This is a genomic window from Sorangium sp. So ce726 (genome assembly GCF_051521405.1).
Lineage (GTDB): Bacteria > Myxococcota_A > Polyangia > Polyangiales > Polyangiaceae > Sorangium.
This window is the reverse complement of sequence record NZ_CP150349.1, coordinates 10,795,156-10,810,146: the sequence shown is the minus strand read 5'-3', so window position 1 is coordinate 10,810,146 and position 14,991 is coordinate 10,795,156. Positions and strand designations below refer to the sequence as shown.

15 protein-coding genes are annotated in these 14,991 nt (G+C 72.8%); 12 read left to right on the top strand and 3 right to left on the bottom strand.

The features are described from left to right. Positions 1 to 2: 2 nt before the first annotated feature. Together WME79_RS40190 and WME79_RS40185 are read right to left on the bottom strand one after the other, a co-directional pair. The gene (locus WME79_RS40190) at positions 3 to 944 is read right to left on the bottom strand and encodes a hypothetical protein (RefSeq protein WP_437525926.1); all 942 of its coding nucleotides are present in this window, start codon (positions 942 to 944) and stop codon (positions 3 to 5) included. Then, positions 941 to 1,843: a slipin family protein gene (locus tag WME79_RS40185; protein WP_437525923.1), complete on the bottom strand. Its 903-nt coding sequence runs from the start codon at positions 1,841 to 1,843 to the stop codon at positions 941 to 943. Before WME79_RS40185 ends, WME79_RS40190 begins: the two co-directional genes overlap by 4 nt. A gap of 144 nt (positions 1,844 to 1,987) precedes the next feature. Between WME79_RS40185 and WME79_RS40180 the strand changes: the two genes are divergently transcribed. Further along, a complete protein-coding gene (locus WME79_RS40180) occupies positions 1,988 to 3,397 on the top strand; it encodes a serine/threonine protein kinase (RefSeq protein WP_437525920.1) in 1,410 nt (469 codons plus the stop codon). 31 nt (positions 3,398 to 3,428) lie between these two features. On the opposite strand, the gene WME79_RS40175 is transcribed toward WME79_RS40180, so the two are convergent. Then, positions 3,429 to 4,151 carry a polyprenol monophosphomannose synthase gene (locus WME79_RS40175; RefSeq protein ID WP_437525917.1) on the bottom strand — a complete coding sequence of 241 codons (723 nt, stop codon included), beginning with the start codon at positions 4,149 to 4,151 and terminating at the stop codon, positions 3,429 to 3,431. Between the two features lie 362 nt (positions 4,152 to 4,513). On the opposite strand from WME79_RS40175, the gene trxA reads away from it, so the two are divergent. From trxA to WME79_RS40120, 11 genes are all read left to right on the top strand, one after another. Further along, entirely contained in the window at positions 4,514 to 4,837 is a 324-nt protein-coding gene (gene trxA / locus WME79_RS40170) for a thioredoxin (RefSeq protein WP_437525914.1), read from the top strand. 260 nt (positions 4,838 to 5,097) lie between these two features. Then, positions 5,098 to 6,123 carry a type I glyceraldehyde-3-phosphate dehydrogenase gene (gene gap / locus WME79_RS40165; RefSeq protein WP_272102749.1) on the top strand — a complete coding sequence of 342 codons (1,026 nt, stop codon included), beginning with the start codon at positions 5,098 to 5,100 and terminating at the stop codon, positions 6,121 to 6,123. A 4-nt stretch (positions 6,124 to 6,127) separates the two neighbouring features. Beyond that, on the top strand, positions 6,128 to 7,363 hold the full coding sequence (locus tag WME79_RS40160; RefSeq protein WP_437525911.1) for a phosphoglycerate kinase: 1,236 nt from the start codon (positions 6,128 to 6,130) through the stop codon (positions 7,361 to 7,363). Between the two features lie 5 nt (positions 7,364 to 7,368). Then, positions 7,369 to 8,202, top strand: a complete 834-nt coding sequence (tpiA, locus tag WME79_RS40155; protein ID WP_437540035.1) for a triose-phosphate isomerase — start codon at positions 7,369 to 7,371, stop codon at positions 8,200 to 8,202. 106 nt (positions 8,203 to 8,308) lie between these two features. Continuing rightward, the gene (gene secG, locus WME79_RS40150; RefSeq protein WP_104985237.1) at positions 8,309 to 8,581 is read left to right on the top strand and encodes a preprotein translocase subunit SecG; all 273 of its coding nucleotides are present in this window, start codon (positions 8,309 to 8,311) and stop codon (positions 8,579 to 8,581) included. A gap of 6 nt (positions 8,582 to 8,587) precedes the next feature. Beyond that, a complete protein-coding gene (locus tag WME79_RS40145) occupies positions 8,588 to 10,255 on the top strand; it encodes a hypothetical protein (RefSeq protein WP_437525908.1) in 1,668 nt (555 codons plus the stop codon). Then, on the top strand, positions 10,252 to 10,926 hold the full coding sequence (locus WME79_RS40140) for an acyltransferase (protein ID WP_437525906.1): 675 nt from the start codon (positions 10,252 to 10,254) through the stop codon (positions 10,924 to 10,926). The genes WME79_RS40145 and WME79_RS40140 overlap by 4 nt, the downstream gene beginning before the upstream one ends. Beyond that, positions 10,923 to 12,041 carry a DegT/DnrJ/EryC1/StrS family aminotransferase gene (locus WME79_RS40135; protein ID WP_437525904.1) on the top strand — a complete coding sequence of 373 codons (1,119 nt, stop codon included), beginning with the start codon at positions 10,923 to 10,925 and terminating at the stop codon, positions 12,039 to 12,041. The genes WME79_RS40140 and WME79_RS40135 overlap by 4 nt, the downstream gene beginning before the upstream one ends. 128 nt (positions 12,042 to 12,169) lie before the next feature. Then, positions 12,170 to 13,108 (top strand): LysR family transcriptional regulator, encoded by a 939-nt coding sequence (locus WME79_RS40130; RefSeq protein ID WP_437525902.1) that lies wholly within the window; start codon positions 12,170 to 12,172, stop codon positions 13,106 to 13,108. Positions 13,109 to 13,212: 104 nt separating this feature from the next. After that, entirely contained in the window at positions 13,213 to 14,304 is a 1,092-nt protein-coding gene (ychF, locus tag WME79_RS40125) for a redox-regulated ATPase YchF (RefSeq protein WP_437525900.1), read from the top strand. A 118-nt stretch (positions 14,305 to 14,422) separates the two neighbouring features. Beyond that, complete coding sequence (locus WME79_RS40120; protein ID WP_437525898.1) at positions 14,423 to 14,887, top strand: hypothetical protein; 465 nt, start codon at positions 14,423 to 14,425, stop codon at positions 14,885 to 14,887. Positions 14,888 to 14,991 lie beyond the last annotated feature (104 nt).

Below are 14,991 nucleotides of genomic sequence, written 5' to 3'. Positions count from 1 at the left end.
CGTCACGGGAGCTCGCCGCCGCAGAGCAGCGCGGCGAGCTCCTCCGTCCGCTCTGGCGTCGTGAGGTCCCCGGCTGCGACCGTGATCGCGCGGATCCCCTCGGCTCTCCAGAGGCCGTGCTCGCGCTCCGGGGCCGCTGTGATCCGGACGCGCAGGAGCTCGCCGGACGCCACGACCGCGAGCTCCACGCCGTCGCGCTCCGGCCCGTCACCGCGGCGGATGGTCACCGCCACCGCGCCGCGCGCCGCGAGGGCCCGCGCGAGCCGGGCCTCCGGCGCCGCCGCTCCGCCGAGCGGGTAGAGCGCCGTGGCGAGCTCCACGGACGCGATCGCCTCGGAGGGGCGCGTGCCTGCGTCGCGCACCGCCCGCCGCAGCCGCTCCGCGCGCTCGCCATCGCGGTCGAGCGCCGCGCGATCCGCTGGCTCGAGCCGCACCACGCAGCGCACCAGCGCGGCGCTCCTGCCGCCCGCGACCTGCGCTTCCTCGAGCCGCGCGCGCCGGAGCATCGCCGCGCCCCGCGCGTCGCCCGACGCCTCGAGCAGGGCCGCCGCGCCGCCGAGCACCGCGTCCGGAGCCGGCCGCTCCGGCGCCGCCGGGAGGGCGGCCTCCCGGTAGATCTGGCTCCACCCGCGCCTGACGCCGGGCAGGCGCAGCACCAGCGACAGATCGGCGAGCTCCGTCTCCGGCGTGCGTACCGCGCTCGCGAACGCCTCCTTCACCGCCGCGAGGCGGCTCGGATCCGCGGTGAGCGTCGCGAACTCGGGCGCGTCGACGGCCAGCGAGAGGCGTGACGCGCTCACCTCGCGCGACCCGAGCGTCCACCGCTGGGGCGGGGCGGCGAGCGCGAGCTCACCGCCGGCGACGAGGGCGGAGAGCCCGCGCTCACCGCGCGCCTCGAGCAGCGCCGCGACCGCAGCCTTGAGCGCGGTCAGCGCCGGGATCACGCCCCGCCCATGCGCCCGCGCCGCGCCGTCCGCTGCTCCTCGAGGGCCGCCTGCTCTTCGAGGGCCGCCTCGGCCTCGCGCTGCGCCTCGGCGTCGACCGCGCGTTGCCCCTGCTGGACGCGCACGGGCTTCGCCTCGGTGGTCGCCGCCTCGGCCATCGCGACCGCCGCGTGCCGCACGTCGTCGTACGGCTTCGCCAGGTCGAAGATCACCTTGGTGTTGCCCTGGCTCAGGTTCGCCAGCGCCTCGAAGCGGCGCAGCTCCATCGCCCCGGGCGAGCGCGCGAGGATGCCCGCCGCCTCCGCGAAGTTCTTCGCGCTCTCCACGTCGGCCTCGCTCTTGATGACCACGTAGCGCCGATCGCGCTCGGCGATCGCGCCCTTCGCGAGCACCTCCTGCATCTGGGGCGGCAGCGCGATGTCCTGGAGGCCGATCATCTCCACGTGCAGGCCCCACGCGGCCGCCACCGCCTCGACCTGCGCGCGCACCTTGGCGGCGACCTCCTCGCGGTGCGCGAGCAGCTCGTCGAGCCGCGTCTCGCCCACCACGTCGCGCAGCACGACCTTCGCGCGGTCCTTCATCGCCGTCTCGTAGTTCTCGACGGCCAGCGTGGCCTTCTCCGGATCGACGACGCGGTAATAGACGACCGCATCGACCATCGTGGTCACGTTGTCGCGGGTGATCACCATCTGCTGGAGGAGATCGCGGTTCTTCATCCGCGTGTCGATGCGCCGCAGCTCCTGGATCCCCGGGAGGAACAGCGTCACCCCGGGGGATACGCGGCCGGTCAGCTTGCCGAGCGTGAAGCGTAGCGCGGCTTCCCACTGGTTGATCTGCCGCAGCCCCGACAGCAGGTAGAGCGCGGCAAACAGCCCGAGCACGGTGAGGATCAGGGACATCGCCCGCGACTCTAGCAGAGCGCATGGCGCGAGCCGCGCGCGCGTCGGCGGGCGTTCGGACGTTCGCCGGCGCGGCGCTCGCGGGCGCCCAGGCGCGGCTTCGACCTGGTGTCGTTGCCCTGGCGGTGTACTCTCGCTCCCTCGATGGGTGCCGAGCCGAGCCAGGCGTTGCGCGACGGGCGCTACGTGATCACGCGCGCCCTCGGCGAAGGGGCTCAGGGGCACACGCTCGAGGCGGTCGACAAGCGGCTCGGCAAGCTCGTCGCGATCAAGCGGTTCCAGATCCGCGGCGCCTCCAGCTGGAAGAGCGTGGAGCTCGCCGAGCGCGAGGCCCGGGTGCTCGCGTCGCTCTCGCACCCGAGCCTGCCGGCCTACCTCGATCATTTCGAGGAGGACGGAGCGCTCTTCCTGGTGATGGAGAAGATCGAGGGCGAGAGCCTGGGCGCGATGCGCCGTCGCCGCGCGGTGCTCGGGCGGGACGACATCCTCCGCTTCTTGAGGGACGCCTCGGGCGTGCTCGACTACCTGCACGGCCGCGCGCCGTCGGTCATCCACCGCGACATCAAGCCGAACAATGTGATCCGCCGGCCCGACGGCTCCTTCGCGATCGTCGACTTCGGCGCGGTCCGCGATCGCATGCGCCCCGAGGGCGGGAGCACCGTGGTCGGCACGTTCGGGTACATGGCGCCGGAGCAGTTCCAGGGCCGCGCGCTGCCCGCGTCGGACGTCTATGCGGTCGGCGCGACCGCGCTCTGCCTGCTCACCGGCGAGGAGCCGGAGAACCTGCCGCACCGAGGGCTCGCGATCGACGTGCCCGCTGCCCTCGGCGATCGCGCCGACCCGCGCCTCGTCCGGGCGCTCTCCGCGATGCTGGAGCCCGACCCGGACCGCCGCGCCGCGCGCATCGCGCCGCTCCTGTCGGGGCTCGAAGCGGGCGGCGCGCCCCCCGAGACGCCGCGCGCTGGCGAGCCTGCGGAGGGCTCCGCGGAGCGCGGGGCGCGCCAGGGGGAGCGGCGCGCGCGCAAGGACGAGCGCAAGGACGAGCGGCGCGCGCGCAAGGACGAGCGCAAGGAAGAGAAGCGCGCGCGCAAGGAGGAGCGGCGCGCGCGCCGGCACGAGGGGCGCCCGTCGCTCGATCGCGGCCTGGTGGGCCTGCCGCTCGTGGCCGCGCTGTTCGGCCTCACCGTCGCGCGCATCGCGGTCGGCCTCGCGCTCGGGGTGATCGTCCCGACGGTGCTGACGCTGCTGTCCCTGGTGTTCGGCCGCGTGCTGCGCGAGAAGGCCGCGCCCAACGTGCGCAGGGCCGGGCGGGTCGCCGATCTCGCGCTGCGCCGCGCCACCCGCGTCGTCCGCGGGCACCCGGCGCCAGAGGACGCTGCCCAGCGCGGCCAGGCCGCGGCGGCGCGCGTGCGCTTCGAGGAGCAGGAGGCCCCCGGTCGATCGCGCATCCACGACGGCGACGTCGCGCTGGACGAGGAGCTCGACGAGCTGGAGATCGACGAGCAGGGCCGCACGCACGCCGCATCGCGGCCGCCTCGCACGGGGGAGCGCTGAGCGCAGCGCGCGCTCCGGCGGGGCCGCGCGATCAGATGCGACCGCGCGCGGCGTCGAGCTTCAGGCGGAAGACCTCGACGATCGCCTCGGCGAAGATCCGGCGGCTCATCTTCGAGCGGCCTGCGCGGCGGTCGACGAACACGATCGGCACCTCGACCACGCGGAGCCCTTTGCGCAGCGCGCGGTAGGTCGTCTCGATCTGGAAGGCGTAGCCGTTCGAGCGCACGCTGCCGAGATCGAGCGAGAGGAGCGCGCGCCGCGTGAACGCCTTGTAGCCGGTCGTGAGGTCGCGGATGCCGACGCCCAGGATCGCCCGCGCGTAGAGGGAGCCGCCCTTCGAGAGCACGTGCCGCCCGAGGCCCCAGCCCTCCACGCCGCCACCCGGCATGTTGCGCGAGCCGAGGACGACGTCGGCGCCCCGGGCGATCGCGTCGAGGAACGCCGGCAGGTGGCGCGGGTCGTGCGAGAGGTCGGCGTCCATCTCGAACGCGACGTCGTAGCCGCCGTCGAGCGCGCGCTGGAAGCCCTCCAGGTAGGCCGTACCGAGCCCGCGCTTCGCCGCGCGGTGGAGCACGTGGACGCGCCCGTCGCGCGCGGCGAGCTCATCGCCGAGGGCGCCTGTCCCGTCGGGCGACGCGTCGTCGACGACGAGCACGTGCGCGTCCGGGGCCGCCGCGAGGACGGAGCTCACGAACTCGGCGAGGTTGTCTCGCTCGTTGTACGTCGGCGTGATGATGAGGGTTCGGGGGGCCATCCTGGCTCGGCGCCGCGCGAGCGGGCGCTCGCACGCGTGATCGCGCGCACCGTGCGGCGTCGCGCGCCGGGTTCGCTGGCGTCCGCTCGCGCTCAGGCCTCCGCTGCGTCGGCCAGCACGGGCGCTCCGGCGCCGGGCGATCTACCAAAACGACGGCGCAGGCGGAAGGTTCCGCGGGGCGCGCCGCGAGCGCCTTGTGGGTTGCCGGAGGCGTGCGCGCCGGGTACTTTCCTTTCCCGACAGGGCGTCCGCTCTGCATCGGGCCGATAGGCTGGCGCAGCCTCGGTCAACTCACGGGGCGCGCCCCGCGCACCACAGGCGCGGCCCTGAACCTGAACAGCGCGGCACCGACGGAGACAATCATGGCAGGCGAGCACGTCGTCACCTTCACCAACGAGAATTTCGAGTCCGAGGTCATCAACTCCCCGATCCCCGTGCTCGTGGACTTCACGGCCACCTGGTGCGGACCCTGCAAGCAGCTCGCGCCGATCGTCGCCACGATCGCCGCGGAGTCCCAGGGCAAGCTGAAGGTCGGCAAGCTCGACATCGACGCGGCGCCCAAGCTCGCCCAGAAATACAACGTCCGCGCCGTTCCGACGTGCATCCTGTTCCGGGGCGGTGAGAAGGCGGGCTCGTACACCGGCGTCGCGAGCAAGGAGAAGCTCCTGAAGGAGCTCGGCGTCTGATCCGCGGCCGCGCGTGACGCTGGCGTGAAAAAACCCGGCGCGACAGAGCCCGAGCGCGCCGGCGTTCCCCTTCCCACAGACCGAAACCACCCCAAATACCGACCGAAAGCCCTCCCGGCGAGGCGCCGCTCCGGCCAGCCGGCCGCGGCCCCGCCGCCGCCGGCGCTCCCCATCGCCGGCGTCCCACGGCTGAGGCTTTGCTTGACCGTCGCGCGCGAGGTGACTACGACTCGCGCCGGCCACTTTCCCAGGAGTTCGTGATGGCGACGAAGATCGCAATTAACGGTTTTGGGCGCATCGGACGCTGCATTGTCCGCGCGCTCTACGAGCGCGGCGTGAAGGATATCGAGCTGGTCGCCATCAACGACCTGACGGATCCGGCGACGCTCGCCCACCTCTTCCAGTACGACTCGATCCACCGCGAGTTCAAGGCGGCGAAGGTCGGTCACGGCGACAAGCACATCAGCATCGGCGATCGGAAGATCGAGGTCCTCGCGCTGAAGGATCCGGCCGAGCTGCCGTGGAAGAGCCTCGGCGTCGACATCGTCCTCGAGTGCACGGGCCTCTTCACGGACAAGGCGAAGGCCGCCGGCCACATCAACGCGGGCGCCAAGCGCGTCATCATCAGCGCGCCGGCCAAGGGCCACGACCTCACGGTCGTGATGGGCGTGAACGACGAGCTCTACGACGCGCAGAAGCACACGGTCATCTCGTGCGGCTCCTGCACGACGAACTGCCTCGCCCCCATCGCCAAGGTGATGCTCGACAACTTCGGCATCGTCCGCGGCCTGATGACGACGGTCCACTCGTACACGAACGACCAGCACCTGCTCGACATCCCGCACCGCAAGGGCGACCTGCGCCGCGCGCGCGCCGCCGCGGTCAACATGATCCCCTCGAGCACCGGCGCCGCGAAGGCGCTGTCCGAGGTCATCCCGGCGCTCAAGGGCAAGTTCGACGGGCTCGCGATCCGCGTCCCCACGGTCGACGTCTCGCTCGTGGACCTCACCCTCGAGACCGAGAAGCCGATCACGAAGGAGAGCATCCACGCCGCGATGAAGCAGGCCGCCGAGCAGGGGCCGATGAAGGACGTCCTCAACTACACCGATCGGGAGCTCGTCTCGGGCGACTTCATCGGCTCGCCCGCGTCCAGCACGTTCGATTCGACCATGACGTCGGTCCTCGGCGATCGCTTCGCGAAGATCTTCTCGTGGTACGACAACGAGTGGGGCTTCTCGAACCGCATGATCGACCTCGCGCAGCTCGTGGCGAGGAAGGGCGTCTAGCGCCGTGAAGCTCACCGGAATCCGCTCCGTCGAAGACCTCGCCGCCGCCGGGGGCGCTGCTGGCCTCAGCGGCAAGCGCGTCTTCATCCGCGTCGACTTCAACGTCCCGCTCGACAAGAAGACGGGCAAGATCACGGACGACTCGCGTATCCGCGAGGCGATCCCGACGATCAAGCTCGTCATGGAGGCGGGCGCGAAGGTGATCCTCGCGTCGCACCTCGGCCGCCCGAAGCCGGGCAAGACCGAGGGGCTCTCGCTGGAGCCGTGCGGGGGGCGGCTCAGTGAGCTCACGGGCTACGAGGTCCACCTGCCCGACGACTGTGTCGGCGACTCGCCCAAGAAGGTCATCTACGACCTCCGGGCGGGCCAGATCTGCCTCCTCGAGAACCTCCGCTTCCACGAGGAGGAGGAGAAGGACGACGAGGGGTTCGCGCGCCAGCTCGCCGAGCTCTGCGACGTCTACGTCGACGACGCCTTCGGCGCCGTGCACCGCGCTCACGCGTCGGTGCACGCGCTGCCGCGCCTCGTGCGCGAGCGCGCCGCCGGCCTCCTCCTCCAGAAGGAGCTCAAGGCGCTGACCCGGCTCATCGATCGCCCGGAGAAGCCTTACGTCGCCGTCCTCGGCGGCGCCAAGGTCTCCGACAAGATCGACGTCGTCGAGGCGCTCCTCAACGTGGTCGACACCCTGTGCATCGGCGGCGCGATGGCGAACACCTTCCTCGCCGCGCAGGGCAAGAACCTGCAGAAGAGCCGGATCGAGGAGGACAAGCTCCCGCTGGCGCGCACGATCATGAGCAAGGCGCGCGATCGGGGCATCCAGCTCCTCCTGCCCGTCGATGCCATCGTCGCCTCGAGCCTCGACGCGACGCAGGGCGAGCCCGCGTCCGTCGACGCGATCCCCGAGGGCACGATGGCGCTCGACATCGGCCCCCGCTCGATCGAGCAGTTCGGCCAGGCGATCGAGAGGGCGAAGACGGTGTTCTGGAACGGCCCGATGGGCCTCTTCGAGACGCCCGCCTTCTCCAAGGGCACCTTCGACGTCGCGCGCATCATGAGCGGCGCCTCCGGCTTCACGGTGGTCGGCGGCGGCGACAGCGCGGCGGCGGTCAAGCAGGCGGGCGAGCAGATCGCCAAGGGCTTCGATCACATCTCGACCGGCGGCGGCGCTTCGCTCGAGCTCATCGAGGGCAAGCGTCTCCCGGGCGTCGAGGCGCTCCGGTCGGCCGAGGTGAGCGAGTGAAGCCCGTGAACGATGGGGGCACGTCCGCGGAGGCGGGCGCCGCCTCACGGGCGGCCTCGCGTCGTCCGCTCATCGCCGGCAACTGGAAGATGAACGCCGGGGGTCAGGACGCATGTCCTCTCTCGGCGGCCGTCGCCAAGGCGACGCGTGAGCTCACGCGGGCCGAGGTGGTGGTCGCTCCGCCGTTCACGGCGATCGCCGCCGTGGCCCACGAGCTCGCGGAGGCGAAGAGCGAGGTCGGCATCGCCGCGCAGAACATGAGCGCCGAGGTCTCCGGGGCGTTCACCGGCGAGGTCTCCTCGGGCATGCTCAAGGACGCGGGCGCGACCTGGGTGATCCTCGGGCACAGCGAGCGGCGGCAGCTGTTCGCCGAGACCGACGAGTCGGTCGCCCGGAAGGTCGCCTCGGCGATGGCCGCCGAGCTGCGCCCCATCGTCTGCGTCGGCGAGACGCTCGAGCAGCGCGAGGCGGGTGAGACGCTCGCCGTGGTCGAGCGGCAGGTCCGCGCCGTCCTCGACGAGCTCGCGAAGCAGCCCGGCTTCGGCGTCATCGCCTATGAGCCGGTCTGGGCGATCGGGACGGGCAAGGTCGCGCGCGCCGAGGACGCTCAGGAGGTGCACGCGTTCATCCGTGGCCTGCTCGCGAAGGCCTCGGAGGACCTCGCGGGCGTCACGCGCATCCTCTACGGCGGCAGCGTCAAGGCCGACAACGCCGAGGCGCTGCTCGCCCAGGACGATATCGACGGCGCGCTGGTCGGTGGGGCTTCGCTCGACGCCGCTGGCTTCGCCAAGATCGTCGACGCCGCTCACCGACTGGCGGAGCGCGCGGAACAGGGGTAGATCGCAGGCCGCTCCCGTCTTGCCACGGGAGCGCCGGCCTGCCCTCTCGCCCACTTGCCCCTTGGGCCCCTCGCGCGGGCCAGACTCACCCAGCTGAAAGACGCCGATGCTTCACACGTTCCTCAACATCGTGCACGTGTTCGTCTGTCTGTTCCTGATCCTCGTCGTGCTCCTCCAGCAGGGCCGCGGGGGTGGGATGGGCTCGGCCATGGGCGGCGCGACGGCGCAGGTGTTCGGCGGCCGCGGCGCCGGCAACTTCATGACCCGCCTCACGGCCATCTGCGCCGCCGTCTTCATGGCGACGAGCGTGTCGCTCGCCTACCTCTCGTCGGCGGGCGACCGCGAGCTGCGCGAGTTCGAGAAGTCCCAGGAGAAGTAGGCTCGCGTGCTCGGGCCCGCCCCCGCGCCGGGGAGGGAAGCGGGCAGGGTGCTCGACGCGGGATCGTCCGTGGAGGCGGCGTCGGCCGCCTCCGTCCCTTTCGCGCGCGACCTTGCCCTCGTCGCCCTCGCCAAGGCGGTTGTTTCCGCCCTGGTCCTCGCGCTCGGCTTCCGGGCGGTGAGCGACGACGACTTCGCGCGCGTGGTCCTCGCGCAGGCGTGGGCCCACGCGCCCCGGCTCGACCCGACGGGGACGAGCTGGCTGCCTGTCCCTTTCTGGCTCAACGGCGCGCTCTTCTGCGTTCTTGGGCGCGCCTTCGCGCCGACCCTCGAGGTCGCCCGCGCCATCGCCTTCGCCCTCGGCCTCGCCTCGGCCGCGCTCGTCCACCTCTCCGCGCGCTGGATCACGGGTGACCGCCGCGCCGCGCTCACCGGCGCGCTGCTCGCCGGCGCCTTCCCCTGGAGCGCTTGCCTCGGCGTGGCGACGGTCCCCGAGCTGCCGACCGCCGCGCTCTCACTGTTCGCGGTGGCGTCGCTCGTCACGCCGCCTGCCGGCCCTGCGCCCCCGGCTGGGCGCGCCCTCCTCGGCGCGCTCGCGCTCGTGCTCGCGACGCTCTCCCGCTACGAGCCCTGGTCCGTCGCCGTCGCCTTCGCGGCGATGGCGCTGCTCGCCGCCGCCCGCCTTGGCCAGGGCCGCGGCGCGCAGGCGAAGCTCGCGCTCGCCGCGCTCGTCGCGCTCGCCGGGCCCGCCGCGTGGATCGCGTGGAACCGCGTCGCGCACGGCGACGCGCTGCATTTCCTGGCCCGCGTCGCCTCCTACCGCAACGCGATCGGCCCGGGCGGCGACGGCACCCTGCTGCGGCTCTTCGCGTACCCTGCCGCGATGGTCCGCGAGGAGCCGGAGCTCTTCGCGTGGCCCATCGCCATCGCCCTCGTCGCCTGGCGCGCCCGCCGTGGCGCTGCGCCGGGGGCAGCCCGCCCGCTCCCGCCGCTCCTCCGCGCGGCCCGTCCGTATGCGCTCCCCGGCGCCGTCGCCGCCTTCCAGATTGCGGCGCTCTCGCTCGCCCTCGTGCGCGACGGCGCGCCCACCCACCACCCCGAGCGAGCGACCCTCCTCGCGTTGCTCTTGCTCGCGCTCGCCGTCGGGGATCTCTCGGCGCGCGCCTTCCGGGGCGCCTCGGCCGGCGCGCGGCGCGCCCTCGGCGGCGCGTTGGTAGTGGTGCTCGCCCTCGGCGCCCTCTTCCGGCCGCACCTGCGCCGCGAGCACTTCAATCCGCGGAGGGACGAGGTCGCCATCGGCCGCGCCGCCGCGGAGCTCACGCCTCCTTCCGCGCCCCTCCTCCTCGAGGTCGTCGACTATGGCCACCTCGCGGCGCTCGCCGCCCTGGGGCGTCCCGAGGGGGTGCACCCCGATCGCTCGATCGATCCCCGTGATCCGCCTGTCCGCTCGAGCTTCGAGGATCCCGCCTCGCTCGCGCGCCGCGCCGCCGGCCTCGGCGCCGCCTACCTCATCGGGCGCGTCAGGCCGCCCGTCATCGATTTCGCCGGCCCGCCGCTCGCGACGCGCGGCGCCTGGGGGATCTGGCCGGTGCCTCCGGCAGGCAGCGCGCTGGTGGGGGCCCTGCCGGAGGGGGACTCCAGCGGCCCTGCGCACCCCGCGGACAGGACGCCATGAGCGAGCCCGCAAAGGCATTCTTCGCGCACCCGTCAGCGTGCATCGACGAGCCCTGCGACATCGGCGAGGGGACGAAGGTGTGGCACTTCTGCCATATCTCGGCGGGGGCGCGGATCGGCCGCGCCTGCGTCCTCGGCCAGAACGTCTTCGTCGCGGGCACCGCCGTCATCGGAGATGGCGTCCGGATCCAGAACAACGTGTCTCTTTATGACGGCACGCTGGTCGAGGACGACGTGTTCCTCGGCCCGTCCGCGGTGCTCACCAACGTCGTCAACCCGCGTGCCCCGATCGACCGCCGCGCGTTCCTCGACACGACGCGCATCCGTCGCGGCGCCACCGTGGGCGCCAATGCCACCATCGTCTGCGGCGTCACGATAGGGCGCCACGCGTTCGTCGGCGCCGGCGCGGTCGTCACGCGCGACGTGCCCGACTATGCGCTCGTCACCGGCGTGCCGGCCCGGCGTACCGGCTGGATGAGCCGCCACGGTCACAAGCTCGTCGCCTCGCGCGACGGCCTCCTGCGCTGCCCCGAGAGCGGCTATCGCTACGAGCGCCGCGGCGACATCGTCCGTTGTCTCGACCTCGACGAGGACGCGCCGCTCGCTCGGCCCCGTGCCGCGGCCACGCGCCATTACCGCGATCCCCTCTCCGCGGAGGACACCGACGGATGACCGCGCCTGTTCCCTTCTTCGATCGAGCCCGCGGCGATCTCGCCATGCAGGACGAGCTCTCCGCCGTGTTCCAGTCGGTCCTCCGGAGCGGCCACTACATCCTCGGTCCGGAGGTCGAGGCCTTCGAGTCGGAGTGCGCCGCGTACCTCGGCGTCCGGCACGCGATCGGCGTCTCTTCCGGCACCGACGCGCTGCTCGTCGCGCTCATGGCGCTCGGCGTCGGCGCAGGCGACGAGGTCGTGTGCCCCGCGTACACGTTCTTCGCGACCGCGGGCGCCATCCATCGCTCCGGCGCCACGCCGGTCTTCGCGGACGTGCTCCCTGGCTCGTTGAACCTCGACCCCGCCTCCACGGCGCGCGCCCTGACGGAGCGCACCCGGGCGATCCTCGCCGTCCACCTCTACGGCGGCTGCGCGCCCATGGACGAGCTCCTCGCGATCGCGGGCGGCCACGGCCTGCCGGTCATCGAGGACGCGGCCCAGGCCTTCGGCGCCGAGCGCGGCGGCCGCCGCGCGGGGGCGCTCGGGCTCATGGGGTGCTTCTCGTTCTTCCCGACCAAGAACCTCGGCGGTTTCGGCGATGGCGGGCTCGTGACCACCGACCACGACGAGCTCGCGGAGCGCGTCCGGACGCTCAGGGCGCAGGGCGCTCGGAGGAAGCACCATCACACCCGCATCGGCGGCAACTTCCGGCTCGACGCGCTCCAGGCGGCGCTCCTCCGGCGAAAGCTCCCGCGGCTCGGCGCGCTCCTCGAGCGGCGGCGCGAGCACGCCGCGCGGTATGCCGCGCTGCTCGGCGGGCGAGATCTGCCCCTCGCGCTGCCGGACGCCGGCTCTGCAGGGCACACGTTCAATCAATATGTGATTCGCCTGAAGGATGCCTCTCTGCGCGATCCGCTGCGGAGCTCGCTCGCGGAGCAGGGCATCGGCACCGAGATCTATTATCCCGCGCCGCTCCACCTCCAGCCCTGCTTCGCGCCGCTTGGCCCGCCGGAGGGCTCGCTTCCGGTCGCGGAGGCGGCGGCGCGCGATTCGCTCGCGCTCCCCATCTTTCCTGAGCTCACAGGCGACGAGGTCGCCCGCGTGGCGGCCGCCATCGCCTCGTTTTTCGGCTGAGCCGGACGCTTCGGCGCAGCGGCGTCAAGGCGCCGCGTCGATGACCCGCCGCGCGCCCTCGTCCGGCGGCTCCTTCGCGCGGAGCCTCGCGAGCGGTGATTCCGAGCCCCGGAGCGTACAATTGGCGCGTGAAGGCGAGAATTCATGAGCTCGGTTCATCAATCGACCCGTCCGAGGCCGCGCACGCGCTGCAGCTCCTGGTCGCGATCGCGGATCTGCGCTCGTTCTCCGCCGCGGCGGAGCGGCTGGGGCTCACGCCGTCGGCGGTGAGCAAGGCCGTCTCCCGCGCCGAGGCGCGGCTCGGCGTGCAGCTCGTGCAGCGCACGACGCGCCGGGTCTCGCTGACCGATCTCGGCGAAGCGTACGTCGCGCGCGGCCGGCAGCTCCTCGCCGACGTCGAGTCGCTCGAGCGCGACATCGCCGCGCGCGACCAGGCGGTGCGCGGTCCGCTGCGCGTCACGGCGCCTGCGGTCTACGGCGCGTGCCGCGTCGCCCCGCTCTGCGCGCGCTTCCAGGCCGAGCACCCGGGCGTCACCGTCGATCTCCGCTGCGGCGATCGGCTCGCCGATCTGGTCGAGGAGCGCATCGACGTCGCGGTGCGCATGCTCTCCGCGCTCCCGGCCGAGCTCGTCGCGCGACCGCTCGAGGACGACCGGCGCGGGCTTTACGCGAGCCCGGGCTACCTCCGCCACCACCGCGCGCCGCGCGACGCGGCGGAGCTCGGATCACACGCCGGGCTCCGCTACGGCGCGGGCAGCGCGTCGCACGTCAGCTTTCGCCTCGTCGAGCCGGGCGGCGCCGAGGCGACGGCGCGCGTACCCGCGGTCTTCTCGAGCGACAGCGTCCTCGCGGTGCTCGAGGCGACGCGCGCCGGCCTGGGCCTGGCCGAGCTGCCCGCGTACCTCGCCGCGCCAGACATCGCCGCGGGCAGGCTGCGCGAGGTGCTCGCCGGGTGGCTGCCGGTGCGCCGTCAGGTCGTCGCGGTGTACCTCCCGTCGCGCTTCCTGCCCGCGCGGGTGCGCGCGTTCGTCGACCACCTCGCCGGCGCCCTCCGCGCGCGGCGCTGACGGCGGACGGCGGCGCGGGCAAACCGGGAATCTCGTTTGGCGCTGGGGCGGTCCTGCCCACGGGGCCGGGCCGCGCGACCCTGCCTGTGCTAGACGTGCGCGCCATGAGCGTCGAGGTTGGCATCGTCGGACTGCCCAACGTGGGCAAAAGCACCCTGTTCAACGCGCTGACGGCCGCCAAGGCCGAGGCGCAGAATTACCCTTTCTGCACGATCGAGCCCAACGTCGGCGCCGTCCCTGTCCCTGACGACCGGCTCACGACGCTCGCGAAGTTCATCAAGACCGAGAAGATCATCCCTGCCATGGTGCAGGTGGTCGACATCGCCGGGCTCGTGCGCGGCGCGAGCACGGGCGAGGGGCTCGGGAACAAATTCCTGAGTCATATCCGCGAGGTAGATGCCATCCTCCACGTCGTCCGCTGCTTCACGCTCGCGGACGTCGTGCACGTCGACGGCGGGGTCGACCCGCTCCGCGACATCGACACGATCGAGACGGAGCTGATGCTGGCCGACCTCGGCTCCCTCGAGGGGATGCTGGATCGCACGCGGAAGCAGGCCAAGGGCGACAAGGAGCTCCTCCCGAAGATCGCGCTCATGGAGAAGTGCCTCGAGGCGCTCCAGGCCGGCAAGCCCGTCCGCGGGCTCTCCTTCGACGACGAGCAGCGGAAGGTCGTGAAGACGTTCGGCCTGATCACGGCGAAGAAGGTCCTCTACGTGGCGAACGTCGACGAGTCCGACGTCTCCGGCACGGGCCCGCTCGCGACGAAGGTGCGCGAGCGCGCTGCCTCCGAGGGCAGCGGCGTCGTTCCGGTCTGCAGCAAGCTCGAGGCGGAGCTGAACGAGCTCGCGCCCGACGAGCGCAAGGAGATGCTCGAGAGCCTCGGCATGAAGGAGCCGGCGCTCTCGACGCTGGCGCGCGAGGCCTACCGGCTGCTCGGCCTTCAGAGCTACTTCACGGCCGGTCCCAAGGAGATCCGCGCCTGGACGATCCCGATCGGGTGTACGGCGCCGCAGGCCGCGGGGGTCATCCACACCGATTTCGAGAAGGGCTTCATCCGGGCGGAGGTCTACAAGGTGGACGACCTCGTCGAGCACAGGACCGAGGCCGCCATCCGCGCCGCCGGCAAGCTGCGCGTCGAGGGCAAGACGTACGTCTTCCAGGACGCCGACGTCGCGCACTTCCTCTTCAACGTCTGACCGTCCGTCCCCCGAGCGCGCTCGCTTCCGTCGCTCTCCCCGAGCGCGCTCGGTGCGCCCCTGCTTCGCGGGCGGCGCGGCACCGCCGTTGCTCCTCCGGCGTTCGCGCAGGCGCGGTGTGCCGGCTACGACCGCCGGCGCTCCGCGGATCTCGCGCTTCTCGGACGGAGGCAGGACGGTGCCCAGGGCGAGCGTCGGCGCGTGGCGTGTGCTGCTTTTCCTCTCCTCGTCGGGGAGCGCCGCGGCGGGCTGCGTCGCGGATGCCACCGACGTCCCGCCCGAGGAGGCGAGCGCCCCGGACCCAGGTGGCAGCGCGACGCGAGCGCCTGTTCCGCCTGCTCCGTGCGATGTGCCGCGCGGGTTCTCGGCGGGCGCGCCGCCCCGCTTTCCTGCGGTGCCCGCGCCGGCCATCGGCCACAGATCCTCCGAGGAGCCCGGCGACGACGTCTTTGGCCGTTTCTTGCGATCCACCGTCGTCTTCTGCGGGCCCGACGAAGAGCCCTATTTCCTCCACTACCGCTTTTACCTCACTGGCCCGTTCTCGGGCCGCTGGCTGCGCCCGCCGCTGGTCCACCCCCTCTGACCGCGGCTCACCGTTCAGCCCGCCTGGCGGTCGGAGCCGTCGCCGCTCGTCGCCGTTTGTCATCGTTCTCCGCCCGATGGCCGCGCCGCCCCGTCCGGTTTTTT